The sequence below is a fragment of the Wolbachia endosymbiont (group A) of Andrena hattorfiana genome (assembly GCF_947179565.1).
GTDB lineage: Bacteria > Pseudomonadota > Alphaproteobacteria > Rickettsiales > Anaplasmataceae > Wolbachia.
The window spans coordinates 288,876-303,527 of sequence record NZ_CAMXBT010000003.1; the positions used below are offsets into that span (position 1 = coordinate 288,876).

A 14,652-nucleotide genomic window follows, 5' to 3' on the forward strand; every position below is an offset into this window, starting at 1 on the left:
ATATATAGCTAAAGTAACTTAGGTTTACCAACAACCGTCATCCCGCTGCTTGTTAGCGGGATCTAGAGATACCGCGGCGGTATGACGTACTGACTTGCATTAGCTATAATTCTTTGGTTTTCACTTTTCTTTTAACCTTGCAATGATATTTTCTTTGCCGATAAAAATTAATAATTTAGCGAGCTCTGGTCCTTTTTCTGTTCCTGTTAAAGCTGAACGCAACTGCATAAATAAGTCTTTTGCCTTTATATCCACTGTCTGTCGAATAGCTTTTACCCACTCTGATAATGTGTTTTTGTTACAATCGCCTTGAGGAAATGCATTGAACGCAATTTTTATAAGCTCCTTATCAAGAATCACAGGCTCTATATCAGATTTGCATATTTTCCACCACTTGGCCACCTCAGAAAACCTTTCTATATTGTTCCTTATAAAATACCAAAACTCTGAGGAGCCCACTCCAATTTGATTTAAACGTTCTTGTACAATTTCAAATGACATTTGTTGCAGCACTTTGCTATTTAGCTTGTATACTTCACTCAAGCTAAATTGTGCAGATGCTGAGCTAAATTTTTTAATATCAAATGAGTCAATTAAAGACTGTATGTCAACATGAGCTTCTATCGGATCAGATGTTCCAAGTTTTGCTAAATAGCTAGTTAGCGCCATTGGTTCAGTCTCATCTTCTCTTATGGACTTGATGTCCAGCCCGCCTTTCCGTTTCGATATCTTGCTATCATCAAAATGTAGTAGAGAAAGGTGAGTAAATATAGGGATTTTCGCTTTTAATGCTTTAATCATTTGGATCTGAACTGCGGTATTAGTTACATGATCTTCCCCACGTACAACATGGGTTACATTAAAGTCAACGTCATCAATAACAGAAGGTAGCATGTATGTATAAATTCCATCTTCTCTTTTTACCACAGGATCGCTGATGTGACTTGTTGCAATATTTATTTCACCTTTAATTTCATTATTCCATTTAACAACTTCATTTCTATCCAATTTAAACCTGAAATGTGGTCTTCGTCCTTCTTGCTCATAATGGATTTTTTCTTGTTCAGTTAGAAGCAATGCACTTCTGTCATAAACAGGAGGAAGTCCTTGTTTTAATTGCAACTTTCGTTTAATTTCTAACTCTTCTCTTGTTTCATAGCATGCATAAATATGCCCTTCTTTTATTAACTGCAAGAACACCTCGTTATAGTGCTCAAAGCGCTCTGATTGCTTAAAACTTGCATCCCAATCGATACCAATCCATTTTAGGTCTTCTATGATATTATTTATATATTTGACATCTGAACGCTGAAGGTCAGTATCATCAAAACGGAGTAGAAATTTTCCATTTTGATTACGTGTGTACATCCAACAAACCAAAGCAGTTCGTACGTTTCCTACGTGGAGATAGCCAGTTGGGCTTGGAGCGAATCTTGTTAGCATTTAAATAGCAATATTGTAAAATAATAACTTATTTACTCTAATTTATTTTAATTTTATATAAATATAAGGCTAAAGCAAGTGAGATCTGCTAATACAATTGAGCAAGAGAAGAATAAGTATGGCTATAGCATTGTGGCACCTTTGATATTTGATGGATTAAGACCATATGATAAATTCAAGAAAATTCACAACTTGACGACAAAGGCTAATGTAGCATTATATTGATATCATGACTAACTTAGAAAAGATGAGAGAAAAACTGCAAGATCAAATAAATTATCATAATGTTTTGTATCACCAAAAAAATAAGCCAGAAATAAGTGATGCTGAATATGATGAACTGAAGAAAAAGTTAGCTGAAATAGAGGCACAATTTCCAGAAATTTATGCAACACAAGATAGTGTTGGTGCTCCACCTGATGAGAGGTTTTCTAAGGTGGAACATCAAGAACCTATGCTTTCTCTTGAGAATGCTTATGATGAACAAGATGTAGAGAAATTTTTGTCTAAAATAAAGAGGTTTTTAATTGAGGACAAAATAGAGATATTATGTGAGCCAAAAATTGATGGGTTGTCGTTTTCTGCAATTTATGAGGATGGGAGATTTGTTAAAGCTGCAACTCGAGGTGACGGTTTTTTTAGGGGAAGATGTCACTCACAATGTTGCAACAATAAAAGGCTTTCCTAAGTTTTTGCAAGGTGTGCAAGGTAGATTGGAAGTAAGAGGTGAAATATACATCAGTAACAGCGACTTTTTGAAGTTAAATGAAAAACGATGAATTTGCCAATCCTCGAAATGCAGCTGCTGGTTCTCTAAAGCAATTGGATGCAAACATTACAGCAAGTAGACCACTTAGATATTTTGCTTATTCTTTGATTGGTGGAGCAGAGAAAAGTCAAAGTGAGATACTAAATAAGCTTGAGGCACTTGGTTTTTGTGTAAATGAGCATCAGTCCTTAACGAGTAGTTTGGATGGAATGCTGAAGTTCTATAACGAGGTCTATAATTGTCGCTATAACTTGGATTATGATATTGATGGAATAGGTCTATAAAGTAAATGATTTGGTACTACAAAATCGTCTAGGGAATACTCACAAAGCACCGCGCTCAGCACTTGCATACAAGTTTTCTGCGGTTTATGCAAAAACAAAGTTAAATAAGATATTTATACAGGTGGGCAGAACAGGGGTTTTAACTCCAGTTGCAGATTTAGTGCCAGTCAATATTGGTGGGGTGCTAGTTAGTAGAGCAAGTCTGCATAACCAAGATGAGATAAAACGTAAAGACATAAGAGAGGGAGATATTGTAACAATCAAAAGGGCAGGAGATGTAATTCCCCAGGTCATTGAAGTGAACAGAGATTCTCGTCTTCCAAATACACCTGAATTTGTGTTTCCTGGAATATGCCCTGAATGTGGTAGTAAAGTACGTCAGGTTGAGAGAGAGGCGGCAGTAAGATGTTCTGAGGAATTTGCCTGTAAAGCTCAAATAATAGAAAAACTAAAGCATTTTGTATCGAAAGATGCATTTGACATTGTTGGCCTTGGTGATAAGCAGATAGAGTTTTTTTACGACCTTGGTCTGATAAAACAAATCCATGATATTTTTACTTTAGAAGAAAATTGGATGAATTTAATCTGGAAGGACAGTCTGGCTGGGGCGAGAAATCTATAGCTAATTTGTTAAATTCTATACAAAGCAGAAGGGTAATAACTCTAGATAGGTTTATATTTTCTTTAGGTATTAGATTTACTGGCCAAGTTGCAGCAGAATTGCTTGCAGATTATTATGTTTCTTATGATAATTGGTATAATTCGATGATTGAACTGTCATCAGATAATACTGAGCTAGTCGGTATAGACGGCATAGGAAAAAAAAGGGGCTGAATCTTTGGAATCATTTTTTTCTAAGGAACATAACATCAAAATGTTAAATGATCTTACTGCTTGTCTTCAAATTCTTCCTGTGAGCTCCAACTCTAGTGACTCTGTTTTAAATAATAAAATTATAGTGTTTACTGGTAAGCTACTTGCTATGAGTAGAGGAGAGGCAAAAGTAAGAGCCAAAACTCTAGGAGCAAAGGTCAGCTCACATCTTTCTGCTAAAACTGACTACCTAATTGCAGGAGAAAAACCAGGATCCAAATATAAAAAGGCAGTGGAATTAGGTGTAGAAATTTTAGATGAAGACCAGTGGCATAAAGTGATAAGTTCGGGAGTGTTCAAATGACACTTGGATTGTATATTAAATCAAAGTTGCAAGACTATAATGAGCAAGTTGTTAATTGGATTGATTGGGTAGGGTCATTACCACAAAAAAACTCCTTTCCTTCTCTCCATTTTTTCTGGGTAAGGTCATGGTGCTGGTACAGTTCCTATAGCTGACTCAAGCAACACGTCATACCGCGATTTATTCGCAGTATCTCAGCATAGATTCCGCTAACAAGTAGCGGAATGACGGATTTTTGTTTTTCAAATTATCGGTAAACCTAAGTCACTTTAGCTATAGCTATCTTCAAAAATATGGTTGAATAATTGTTAATAACAGTGTATAATTATTAATATTTTCAAGCATTTTTGCCATGGCTCTTTCAAAATTTCTCGATCCTCGCAATGATTTGTGTTTCAAAAAAATCTTTGGAACGGAAAAAATAAGAATATCCTGATCCACTTTTTGAACGATATTTTAGGGTTTACTGAGATAAATGCAATACAAGAAGTTGAGTTTCTTAGCACTATTATGGATCCCGAAGTTGCCTCTGATAAACAAAGTATTGTTGATGTTCTCTGCAAGGATTCTCACGGAAATAGATATATAGCAGAAATGCAGCTCGCTAGAGACAAGGGCTTCGAAAAACGCGCTCAATTATATGCCGCTAAAGCCTACTCAAGACAATTAGATAAATCTGGCAACTACATTGATTTAAAGAAAGTCTTCTTTATTGCTATATCAAATTGTAACTTACTTCCTGAAGAAGTTGATTATATTTCTACTCACAATATACTTGATATAAAAACTAACGGCCATTACTTAAAAGATTTTCAATTTATCTTTATAGAATTGCCCAAATTTTCAAAAAGTAAAGTAGAGCAGTTAGAAAGTATAGTAGAAAGGTGGTGTTTCTTTTTTAAATACGCAGAAGAAACAACAGAAGAGGACTTAAAAGAGATAGCAGAAAAAGCGCCAATAATAAAGCTAGCATATGATGAATTAGACAAGTTTCGTTGGAATGAAAAAGATTTAGTAGCTTACGAAGAAAGAATAATGGATCTACGGAAAGAAGAAGCCATTCTTGAATACAGACTTGATCTTGCTGAAGAGAAAGGTATACAAAAAGGTATAGAGAAAGGAAAAATTGAAGGGAAAATTGAAGTCGCAAAAGCAATGCTGGCTAATAATGTTGATGTCAACACTATTGTCAAGTTTACTGGCCTTTCTATTAGTGAGATTGAAGAATTAAGTGGAAATCTGTGAACGGTTACGTTTATTTTTTATCCTTATCATCAAGTGTAAATAAGGTTATTGTAGAGATTAAGCCTATTATAACTATTATCAACGAAAATGGGGCAGCTTCTCTAAAGCGCTCATCGCTTACAAGTTCATATATTCTAGTTGATATAGTTTCAAAACTAAATGGTCTTATAATGAGTGTTGCTATGAGCTCCTTGATAGTATCCATAAATACGAGCAAAAATCCCGATAATATACTCTTCTTGATGAGAGGGATATGAACATTCAAACATGTGGAAATAGGCCCATGACCCATGGTATATGCAGTCCACTCAATTTCATTTGGTGTTTTTTTGAGCCCTGATTCTATCGCCTTGAAAGATATAGCAAAAAAACGAAATAAATATGAGTAAACTAATGCGCCAATAGTTCCTACCAAGCTAATTTCCACAATATATTGAGTAATGAAAGAAGATATTCTGCTTAAAAATATTATTATGCTAATTGCGATAATTGCATTTGGAATTGCGTAGCCTAAAGAAATGAGACGTGCTACATTATTGATTACCTTACTTTTACGCGCCGTATATCCAATCATTATTGCAATGCTAATTGAGATTAATGCGGTGATAAATGATAAACTAACGCTATTTGCTATTATATTATAGAACCTTGCTTCGTATATGAAAAACCCCTTCTCTATGCTCCAATATATGAGCGGAATCATTGGCAAAATAAAACCTATTAATATCGGCAATACACACATAAGATAAGCAAAGATCAATGGTATAGTGCCACTTACACTCCGTTTGTTGTAATAATCTGCATTAGTGTTGATTGAAGAGTAAGATATTCCTTTTTTTTGTAGTTTCTTTTCGATAGCTATTAGTGTTGCAACGAAAATCAATTCTGCAACTGCTAAAACAGTAGTTGAATATTTATCATGCAGTAAAAACCAGGTGCGATATATTCCTGTCGTAAAAGTATCGATAGCAAGAAACTGTGGTGTGCCGAAATCCGTAATTACCTCCATTAGTACCAAGGACAACCCAGCTATAATTGATGGACGTATGGAAGGTATGATGACAGAAAACAGGCTCTGTAATGAGGAGAACCCAAGTGTTGATGCAATAGTGACTGAGTTACTAACATTCTTTAGACTTGAGCGGACTAGCATATAAACGTATGGATATAAACTAAATCCCATTACTAATATTCCACCACCTAGGGATTTTATTTCAGGAAACCAATAGTCACCTTTGCTCCACTCTAAAATGTCTCTTAATGAGCTCTGCACCGGACCTGAAAATTCTAGTGTATTTACATAGACGAACGCTACTATATATCCAGGAATCGATATCGGAAAGAACAAAGCAATCTCAAAAATTTTACTTCCAGGAAATGAAAAAAATGTGGTGAGCCATGCTGGAATCACTCCAAATATGAAGGATATCCCCCCCACTCCTATCATCAAAATTAGCGTACTCAGTATATATTCAGGGAAAAGTGTGCTGATTACCCATCCAGAATTTGCTGATTCTGTAAATAGAATCGATATTAACGATAGTATAGGACAGACGAATAATATACTTACTAAAAATAAGAATATATTTTTAAATACTCTCAAAAACATTAATTTGGATCTATATTTGATATTAAAATGTTATATGTAAAAACTGAAGATATCCAGTAATTAACAGCCGTACTATTGAATATCTTTATAATTTTGTATATCATGTTTTTAGTTGATAAGTGAATAATCATGAGCTTCGTCATTGCAACTTTCTATCACTTTGTAGAACTCTCTAATTATTATGACATGAAAGACGAAATAAAAACTGCATGCGACAACATTGAATTAAAGGGTACTATACTCCTTGCAGAAGAGGGTATTAATGCAACCGTATCTGGTGAAAGAAACGTGATTGATAAAATATTCGATTTTCTACGTTCTGATTATAGGCTAAGGGACCTTACATGGAAAGAGAGTGCAGCAGAATATCAACCATTTAGCAAGATGAAGGTAAAATTAAAAAGAGAGATTGTGAATCTTGGTGTAGGCAATCTTGATATTTCCCTTAAGGGTAAATATGTTGATCCAGAGCATTGGGATGATTTTACTTCTCAACCTGACGTTTTAGTAATAGATACACGAAATGAGTATGAAGTGAAATTAGGCAAGTTTAAAAATGCAATCAATCCACATACTCAGCGTTTTCGCGATTTTCCTGAGTGGGCAAAGTCTTTCTCTGAGAGTAAAGACCTGAAAGTAGCTATGTACTGCACTGGTGGGATTAGATGCGAAAAATCAACAGCGTACATGAAAAATCTTGGATTTAACAATGTGTACCACCTGAAAGGCGGCATTCTTTCTTACCTTGAAAAAACTTATAATAAAAATGGTAATTGGGAAGGTGAGTGTTTTGTTTTTGATGATAGAATTACTGTTGATAACTCACTTACTCCAAGCAACACAATAAAATGTATATTCTGCTCAAATCAAGTTTCAACGGACAAGCTGAAGTCAGTTCCACGTGGCCAAGTGGTTTGTTCTGATTGTAAACTTCAGTGTTATAGCTATAATAAGTAAGATCTCTCTACGTCATACCGCCGCAGTATCTCAGCCGCTAACAAGCAGCGGGATGACGAGGTCTTGAGACAGTCTTGTGTTAGCTATAGAAGAAAGCCCCTGTGCTAGTATTTAATACAGATCTTCAATAACTCTTGTGAGGTTGCATATTTTTAACTTCAGTGTTTTCAAGATATGTACTCACAGCATAACCCACCCCAGCTCCGAGTAACGCGCCAACCACAGCAGATGCAATAAACACTGCAACAGAGACGCCAACAGGAGTTAAAGCAGCAGCTCCTAAACAATATGCTGCAACTAGACCAATCACTAAACCAACTGTTGCTCCACAAATATAGTATTTGCCACTACTTTTAAGTTTTTCTTGCAAGTTTGATACCTCATTCTGCAGTTTTATGTTTGCACCTTTATCGCTAGTCTTGCAACTGAGTAAAGTAAGATTTGTAAGTTTAGCTAATTCTTTTGCAGCTTCATTCCTAATCTCGCACCTAACTAAACCGAGTGAAGTAAGATTTTTGAGCTCAGCTAACTCTTTTGCAACTTCAACACTAATCTTGCACTCACTTAAATAAAGTGAAGTAAGATTTTTGAACTCAGCTAACTCTTTTGCAACTTCAACACTAATCTTGCACCTAACTAAACTAAGCAAAGTAAGATTTGTGAACTTAGCTGATTCTCCTGCAGCTTCAACACTAATCTTGCACCCAGTTAAATAAAGTGAAGTAAGATTTTTGAGCTCAGCTAATTCTTTTGCAATTTCAACACTAATCTTGCACTCACTTAAATAAAGTGAAGTAAGATTTGTGAACTTAGCTGATTCTCCTGCAGCTTCAACACTAATCTTGCACCCAGTTAAATAAAGTGAAGTAAGATTTTTGAGTTTGGCTAATTCTTTTGCAACTTCAACACTAATCTTGCACTTAGTTAAATAAAGCCCTGCAGTATTTGGTCTGTCTCTTAAAAGGTCTACTAACTTACTTACATCTATGTAATCTAAATCACGTAAAACTAAAGTGTTACCCCCGTATTTCGAATGTCATTTATTCCACCACATTATTAGAGCATATTTCAACTCTACATAATATTTCAACAAAAGTCTACTTTTTATTCTTAATCAACTCTAAAGCCTTCTTCAAATCTATACTCTCAATATCTGCACTCTTGCCCAAAGCAACGTTCGTTTTACCGCATTTTATATAGAATCCATACCTACCGTTGCAGATGAAAACTTCTTTTCCTTTTTCATTAACCCCGAGAGATTTTAACTCTTTGCGTGAACTGTTTGCAATAATTTGTACAGCTTCGCTCAATTCTGTATTCAGCACCTCTTTAGAGCTTTTTTTAAGAGAAAAATATCTACCATCATAAAAAATATAGTACCCAAATCGTCCAAGGCCTATTTTTATTTCCTTTCCAGTCTCAGGGTGTTCTCCGATTACTTTTGGCAAGGAAAGTAACTGAGTAGCGGTATTCAGATTAATATCATTAACATTTAGATCCTTTGGTATGGAAACTGTTTTTTTCTTTTTGGACTCACTATTAAACTCAAGGTAAAGCCCAAAAGGGCCTTTTTTGATTACCACCTCTTGACCTGTTACATTGTCCACGCCTAAACTTTTTGGATATTCTGAATTGTCGTTACTACCTGTAATTTCCTTTGTATGGTTGCATGCAGGATAGTTAGAACATCCAAGAAACACCCCGGCTTTTCCAAAGTTTAATTTCAATATACCATCGGAACAATCAGGACATTTCTTACCTATTTCTTCTTTTCCTTCCTCTGAACAAAACCAATCGACTACCAAGTCATTAATACCGCTAAAAATCTCATCATGCGTCATTTGCTTGACAGAGTTTACAAGACTAAAGAATGGCACCCAAAAGTAGCCTAGTTCTTTTTTCCAATCTGCACGTCCATTTGAGATTAAATCAAGCTTCTCTTCCATTTGTGCTGTGAAGTCATACTCTACACAACGCTGAAAAAAAGTTTCTAAAAATATGGTAACGATCTTACCACGACTGCTTGGAATAAATCTTTTATTATCCAGTGTAACATACTCACGATCCTGCAATACCGAAATAATTGTCGCATAAGTTGATGGACGGCCTATACCGATTTCCTCCATTTTTTTAACGATACTTGCTTCACTATAACGAGGTGGCGGTTGAGTGAAATGCTGTTTTGGCTCAACTGAAATCAGCTTACACGCTTCCCCTTCCTTCATGGCAGGTAGCAGGCCTTCATTTTCGGCTTCCATGTTATCTTGATAGACTTTATAAAAACCATCAAAGAATATACTTGATCCACTTGCTCGCAGAATCACTTTCTGATCAGTAGAACTAATTTCAACTACCACTTGATCAAGAATCGCCGATTCCATTTGACTTGCAATGGTTCTTTTCCAGATTAAATCGTACAATTTAAATTGCTCTGGCGTTAAGTAATCCTTAATACTACCCGGCGTTCTATTGATATCAGTTGGACGAATTGCTTCATGTGCTTCTTGAGCATTTTTGACCTTTTTTACATATTTACGAGGAGACTGTGGTAAATATTTATCACCATATAACGACTTAATTGACCCTCTAATTGAGTTTATAGCCTCATCTGCAATATGAAACCCATCTGTACGCATGTAAGTTATCAACCCTACAGTTTCACCACCAATATCGATACCTTCATATAAATTTTGCGCTATGCGCATAACATTTTTCACATAAAAATACAGCTTATTCACTGCATCTTGCTGTAGAGTAGAGGTAATAAATGGAGGAAGCGGATTTCTCTTAACTTGCTTGCGTTCTACTGTGCTTACAGCATATTGCCTTGATTCAATCTCCCTGACTAAATTCTTTGCCTCTTCTTCATTCTTAATATCAAATTTTTCTAGCTTTTTATTGTCATAGTGGCTTAGCATAGCAAAAAAAGCCTCATCTTTGCTATTTTGCATTTCTGCCTTTATGCTCCAATACTCCTGTGTTATAAACTTACTGATTTCATCTTCCCGTTCGCATATAAGCTTTAATGCAACAGACTGCACTCGCCCTGCAGACTTGCTCCCCGACAATTTCGTCCATAACAGTGGTGACAAACTAAATCCAACTAGATAATCCAAAGCTCTGCGTGTTTGCTGTGCGCACACTAAGTCCATATTAATTTCACGTGGATTCTTTATTGCTTCTTGAACTGCTCTCTTTGTTATCTCATTAAAGACTACTCTATAAATGTTGTTTTCATTACTGATTGCTTTCCTTTCCTTTAGTGCCTCTATCACATTCCAAGCTATTGCTTCCCCTTCTCTGTCTGGGTCTGTTGCAAGATATATATCTGATGCTTTACTCGCTGCTTTTACTAACTCTTTTATATACTTTTCTGCTTTTTCAATGGTTTCATACTTTATAGCAAAATCATTATCCGGATCGACAGAACCGTTTTTTGCTGGAAGATCCCTCACATGTCCAAAGGATGCAGCTACTTTGAACTCTTTACTTAAATATTTGCCTATTGTCTTTGCTTTCGCAGGTGACTCAACTATTAATAATGCCATATTGTTAATTATTTTAGTATTTAAAGATAATATGTTGAGAAATATACGATGAAAAGTAAAAAAATATTTTAATAGGTCTTGTGAATTTTACAGAGTAGGTTGTTCATGGTTTCCAAAAAACCCTTGGACCTTGCTATTTTCAAGTGAATTTGAAGGTCTATTACAATAGTATATGATTGCAGCAGCAACCAGACAACAAGCTCCAACTGCTATTCCCACTGCTATAGCTAACCCAAGAAAGGTTTACCTGAAGGATAGAATAGGTTATAATGGCATATTAAAGAGATAAAAAATGCCAAGCCCGTATAGTGAAGACCTCAGAGAACGAGTTCTCAAAGCAGCTGATGAAAAAACAATGACGATAAAAAGAATTAGTGAAATATTTAAACTGAATATAAAAACAATATATTTATGGAGGAAAAGGAAAAAAGAAACAGGAAACATAAATCCATCTTCAGGCTATCAAAAAGGTAACTGAGCCTCACCGGTGGCAGGGGTGGTTAATCTGGGTCACGAGGTCTTCTTCCTACACTCCATGTAAGAGCAGAAAGTGCCTCAAAGAAGTACCAACCTGCCACCTATCCACTCTGAGAAGTTATTATCTTCTCTTGCTTTCAACCAAGTAATACTTATTCATATCATCTGGGTAAGGTCAGTTTATAAAACTTAATTTGTACGCTTTACTCACCCCTAGTAATTCTGATATAGTTACTTTAGTTAAAGTCTATAAAAGTTTATAAATGGCAACCTTAAGTGTAAGAGAAGCTTTATTCACAGCGATCAGAGAAGAAATGCAAAACGACCCTGACGTGTTGATCATCGGTGAAGAAGTTGCAGAGTATGATGGTGCCTATAAAGTAACAAAAGGATTACTGAAAGAGTTTGGAGAAAATAGAGTGGTTGATACGCCTATCACCGAACATGGATTTGCTGGCCTTGCTGTTGGAGCAGCATTCGCTGGATTAAAGCCAATTGTCGAATTTATGACTTTTAATTTTTCTATGCAGGCTATCGACCAAATCGTGAATTCTGCAGCAAAAACAAATTATATGTCAGGTGGACAACTTGGATGCCCCATAGTATTTCGTGGGCCAAATGGTGCTGCAGCAAGAGTTGCTGCACAACACTCTCAATGCTTTGCATCTTGGTATTCGCATATACCGGGATTAAAAGTGATAGCACCTTACTTTGCCTCCGATTGCAGAGGTCTGCTTAAAGCTGCAATTCGTGACCTGAGTCCGGTAATATTTCTAGAAAACGAAATAGCTTACGGACATGAACATGAAGTTTCTGACTCTGAGCTGTCAAATAAAGATTATCTACTTGAGATAGGCAAGGCTGCTGTTATACGGGAAGGAAAGGATGTAACTATCACTACTTTCTCACTGAAATTAATGGATGCTTTAAACGCAGCAGATTTACTTTCAGGTGAAGGTATAGAAGCTGAAATTATTGACCTCAGAACCTTAAGACCACTTGACACTCAAACTGTTATTAACTCTATTCAGAAGACTAATAGGTTAGTTAGTGTAGAAGAAGGATGGCCATTTGCAGGAATAGGAGCAGAGCTGTCAGCCGTTGTTATGGAACAAGGATTTGACTACCTTGATGCTCCAGTTATGCGCGTAACTGGCAAGGACATCCCCTTACCTTATGCTGCAAACCTAGAAAAAAAAGCATTACCGCAAGTGGAAGATATAGTTGAAGCCGTGCATCAGGTCTGCTTTAGAAAAAAATAACCCTATTGGTTCTTTTTTGTGTCTCCTGTTCCACATTGGTCCATCAAGGAAGTATTTCCAGTGCTGCCTATACCACCCATTACTTTTGTCACAATAGTTTTAGCACCGAAAAATACAGCACAAAATATACCGAGTGCAAAAAGAGCTGGCCATGGCATTCTACCAAATATCGCAAGCAAAGGCTGCACCTATTATCACTACGGTCATAAGCGGTCCGCCTATTCCCCAAACGTAGCCAATAATATTACATATTACTTGAGCAGTTGTATCAGCATTAGTGTCAGCGGCAGCACTCCCAACATGAGAAAAAGAAATAAATAATACTATAAAAAGAATATTAAAAACTTTCCTAGGGTTCATCCCTATACCTTAAATTTAGATATTGCAATTATACCTAAAATACTATAATTTTTAGTAAAGCTAGCATAAAGATTGAATAACAAACGGTGCCACAAAAGTAGTTGACACACAACTGCACGAACATTGTAATATGGTACAACGTTACAACGATGTCATGAAAGTAGCTGACACATAACTGTACGAACATTGAGATATAAGAGTAATTGTACCAAGAAAAAAGATGTCATCCGAGTAGCTTGACTACTTGGATCCAGGAAAAAGGAGGGTGTTATGCAAATAGCTGGCACTGGTTTCCATCCAAGAAGGTTGTAAGTTGGAAATGTGATATAAAAAGAAGCAAGAAGAAAGATAACTCTATAAAAATGTGGTTATCGCCAGGCTTGAGCAACCGTAAGACGGTAGTATTATAACATACGTAGATATCAAGGTACTCAAGCCTATCCTTCGAGACGTTTGAATAGTTGTTTGGGACATATATATGCACCCGTTTACAATCTTAAATTTTAACTTAAACTCTCGAGGTTCTTTATGGTTACATCTTATCAAAATTTTATTGGCATTGATATCGGAAAACTTGAATTTTTTACTGCAGTTAATGAACAAAAAGGTGTCATCAAATTTGACAATAGTTGTGTTGGTTGGAAACAACTCTACCAAAAATTTTCAAATATCTTGCCCAACTCCATGGTAATTTTAGAAGCTACAGGAGGTTATGAGCTTGGCTTATTGTATTTTCTTATTGATAGAAACATTGCTGTGCATCGTGCTAATACTCGTCAAGTTAAAAACTTCATTCTATCTCATGGAACTTTGGCAAAGACCGACAGTCTTGATGCAAAAGCGCTTGCCCAATATGGTTCTGAGCGTTGTGGACATTTGCAGCTATTTACACCTATCTCAAAAGAACAAACCACCTTGTTTGCACTTTGTCAGCGTCGTGACGATATTACGAAAATGCTTGTTCAAGAGAAGAATAGGCTAAAAACTCCTGGAAATGATTACATTAAGGAAAGTTGTCAACAAGCTATTGAATTCCTCAACAACCAGGTAGAAAAGCTTGATCAAGCTATACAAAAAATAGTCAATGAAAATCCTGAATTGCAACGATGCCAAAAAATTCTTGAAACAGTCCCTGGAATAGGTAGAAAAACCTCTCAATGTTTATTGTGTCTCATACCGGAACTTGGTTCTTTAAATAAAAGGCAAATTGCAAGCCTTGCAGGTGTTGCGCCTCATCCTAAGGAAAGTGGTAAAGCTATTGGCTACCGAAGGATTATAGGTGGAAGAAGTAACGTTCGTTCAAAGCTTTTTACAGCTGCCATGGCTGCTACAAGGTCCAAATCTGCACTTAGTGCCTTTTATTCTAAGCTTATTGAAAGTGGTAAGAAGAAGATGGTGGCTATAACAGCTCTAATGCGTAAAATAATAGTGATTGCTAATGCAAGGCTTAAAGAAGCAGTTAATTTGCATATTTAAAAATTTACATAGCAATAACTGAAATTGGTTAATGAATATGCGCTT

15 protein-coding genes and 3 pseudogenes are annotated in these 14,652 nt (G+C 36.0%); 12 read left to right on the top strand and 6 right to left on the bottom strand.

Features of this window, described 5'->3' with window-relative positions; translation table 11 throughout:
* Positions 1-120 precede the first annotated feature (120 nt).
* A complete protein-coding gene (gene gltX, locus OM966_RS06455; RefSeq protein ID WP_264329276.1) occupies positions 121-1,443 on the bottom strand; it encodes a glutamate--tRNA ligase in 1,323 nt (440 codons plus the stop codon).
* A gap of 78 nt (positions 1,444-1,521) precedes the next feature.
* Between gltX and OM966_RS06460 the strand changes: the two genes are divergently transcribed.
* The 7 genes and pseudogenes from OM966_RS06460 (at position 1,522) to OM966_RS06470 (ending at position 4,918) form a co-directional block, all read left to right on the top strand.
* The gene (locus tag OM966_RS06460) at positions 1,522-1,668 is read left to right on the top strand and encodes a hypothetical protein (protein WP_264329277.1); all 147 of its coding nucleotides are present in this window, start codon (positions 1,522-1,524) and stop codon (positions 1,666-1,668) included.
* Positions 1,669-1,672: 4 nt separating this feature from the next.
* The gene (locus OM966_RS07410; protein ID WP_405197150.1) at positions 1,673-2,131 is read left to right on the top strand and encodes a DNA ligase LigA-related protein; all 459 of its coding nucleotides are present in this window, start codon (positions 1,673-1,675) and stop codon (positions 2,129-2,131) included.
* Positions 2,040-2,496, top strand: a pseudogene (locus tag OM966_RS07415) (hypothetical protein). The gene OM966_RS07410 and the pseudogene OM966_RS07415 overlap by 92 nt, the downstream one beginning before the upstream one ends.
* Positions 2,497-2,506: 10 nt before the next feature.
* Positions 2,507-3,118, top strand: a complete 612-nt coding sequence (locus OM966_RS07420) for an NAD-dependent DNA ligase (RefSeq protein WP_405197151.1) — start codon at positions 2,507-2,509, stop codon at positions 3,116-3,118.
* A gap of 5 nt (positions 3,119-3,123) precedes the next feature.
* Entirely contained in the window at positions 3,124-3,330 is a 207-nt protein-coding gene (locus tag OM966_RS07425; protein ID WP_405197152.1) for a helix-hairpin-helix domain-containing protein, read from the top strand.
* A 4-nt stretch (positions 3,331-3,334) separates the two neighbouring features.
* On the top strand, positions 3,335-3,673 hold the full coding sequence (locus tag OM966_RS07430; RefSeq protein WP_405197153.1) for a BRCT domain-containing protein: 339 nt from the start codon (positions 3,335-3,337) through the stop codon (positions 3,671-3,673).
* A gap of 352 nt (positions 3,674-4,025) precedes the next feature.
* Positions 4,026-4,918: pseudogene (locus OM966_RS06470) on the top strand (Rpn family recombination-promoting nuclease/putative transposase).
* Between the two features lie 10 nt (positions 4,919-4,928).
* Here OM966_RS06470 and OM966_RS06475 read toward each other — a convergent pair.
* On the bottom strand, positions 4,929-6,527 hold the full coding sequence (locus OM966_RS06475; RefSeq protein WP_264329278.1) for an ABC transporter permease: 1,599 nt from the start codon (positions 6,525-6,527) through the stop codon (positions 4,929-4,931).
* A gap of 129 nt (positions 6,528-6,656) precedes the next feature.
* Between OM966_RS06475 and trhO the strand changes: the two genes are divergently transcribed.
* A complete protein-coding gene (gene trhO, locus OM966_RS06480; protein ID WP_264329279.1) occupies positions 6,657-7,484 on the top strand; it encodes an oxygen-dependent tRNA uridine(34) hydroxylase TrhO in 828 nt (275 codons plus the stop codon).
* Between the two features lie 124 nt (positions 7,485-7,608).
* Here the strand turns inward: trhO and OM966_RS06485 are convergent, their stop codons facing one another.
* The 3 genes from OM966_RS06485 to OM966_RS07615 form a co-directional block, all read right to left on the bottom strand.
* On the bottom strand, positions 7,609-8,133 hold the full coding sequence (locus tag OM966_RS06485; RefSeq protein WP_264329280.1) for a hypothetical protein: 525 nt from the start codon (positions 8,131-8,133) through the stop codon (positions 7,609-7,611).
* A 448-nt stretch (positions 8,134-8,581) separates the two neighbouring features.
* The gene (topA, locus tag OM966_RS06490; protein WP_264329281.1) at positions 8,582-11,032 is read right to left on the bottom strand and encodes a type I DNA topoisomerase; all 2,451 of its coding nucleotides are present in this window, start codon (positions 11,030-11,032) and stop codon (positions 8,582-8,584) included.
* Positions 11,033-11,119: 87 nt separating this feature from the next.
* Positions 11,120-11,251, bottom strand: coding sequence for a TomO hydrophobic C-terminal domain-containing protein (locus tag OM966_RS07615; protein ID WP_458694306.1), 132 nt, complete (start codon positions 11,249-11,251; stop codon positions 11,120-11,122).
* Between the two features lie 73 nt (positions 11,252-11,324).
* Between OM966_RS07615 and OM966_RS06495 the strand changes: the two genes are divergently transcribed.
* Together OM966_RS06495 and OM966_RS06500 are read left to right on the top strand one after the other, a co-directional pair.
* Positions 11,325-11,510 carry an IS630 transposase-related protein gene (locus OM966_RS06495; protein ID WP_264329282.1) on the top strand — a complete coding sequence of 62 codons (186 nt, stop codon included), beginning with the start codon at positions 11,325-11,327 and terminating at the stop codon, positions 11,508-11,510.
* A 262-nt stretch (positions 11,511-11,772) separates the two neighbouring features.
* Positions 11,773-12,771, top strand: a complete 999-nt coding sequence (locus tag OM966_RS06500; RefSeq protein WP_264329283.1) for a pyruvate dehydrogenase complex E1 component subunit beta — start codon at positions 11,773-11,775, stop codon at positions 12,769-12,771.
* A gap of 2 nt (positions 12,772-12,773) precedes the next feature.
* Here OM966_RS06500 and OM966_RS06505 read toward each other — a convergent pair.
* Positions 12,774-13,131, bottom strand: a pseudogene (locus OM966_RS06505) (TrbC/VirB2 family protein).
* A gap of 236 nt (positions 13,132-13,367) precedes the next feature.
* Between OM966_RS06505 and OM966_RS06510 the strand changes: the two are divergent.
* Together OM966_RS06510 and OM966_RS06515 are read left to right on the top strand one after the other, a co-directional pair.
* Positions 13,368-13,541, top strand: coding sequence for a hypothetical protein (locus OM966_RS06510; protein ID WP_264329284.1), 174 nt, complete (start codon positions 13,368-13,370; stop codon positions 13,539-13,541).
* A 118-nt stretch (positions 13,542-13,659) separates the two neighbouring features.
* The gene (locus OM966_RS06515; protein WP_264328356.1) at positions 13,660-14,607 is read left to right on the top strand and encodes an IS110 family transposase; all 948 of its coding nucleotides are present in this window, start codon (positions 13,660-13,662) and stop codon (positions 14,605-14,607) included.
* Positions 14,608-14,652 lie beyond the last annotated feature (45 nt).

Bases quoted from the DNA above. Each gene is read 5' to 3' on its own strand.
- trhO (WP_264329279.1), top strand. From the start codon at position 6,657: ATGAGCTTCGTCATTGCAACTTTCTATCACTTTGTAGAACTCTCTAAT.
- OM966_RS06500 (WP_264329283.1), top strand. From the start codon at position 11,773: ATGGCAACCTTAAGTGTAAGAGAAGCTTTATTCACAGCGATCAGAGAA.
- OM966_RS06495 (WP_264329282.1), top strand. From the start codon at position 11,325: ATGCCAAGCCCGTATAGTGAAGACCTCAGAGAACGAGTTCTCAAAGCA.
- OM966_RS07410 (WP_405197150.1), top strand. From the start codon at position 1,673: ATGACTAACTTAGAAAAGATGAGAGAAAAACTGCAAGATCAAATAAAT.
- OM966_RS06475 (WP_264329278.1), bottom strand. From the start codon at position 6,527: ATGTTTTTGAGAGTATTTAAAAATATATTCTTATTTTTAGTAAGTATA.
- topA (WP_264329281.1), bottom strand. From the start codon at position 11,032: ATGGCATTATTAATAGTTGAGTCACCTGCGAAAGCAAAGACAATAGGC.
- gltX (WP_264329276.1), bottom strand. From the start codon at position 1,443: ATGCTAACAAGATTCGCTCCAAGCCCAACTGGCTATCTCCACGTAGGA.
- OM966_RS06515 (WP_264328356.1), top strand. From the start codon at position 13,660: ATGGTTACATCTTATCAAAATTTTATTGGCATTGATATCGGAAAACTT.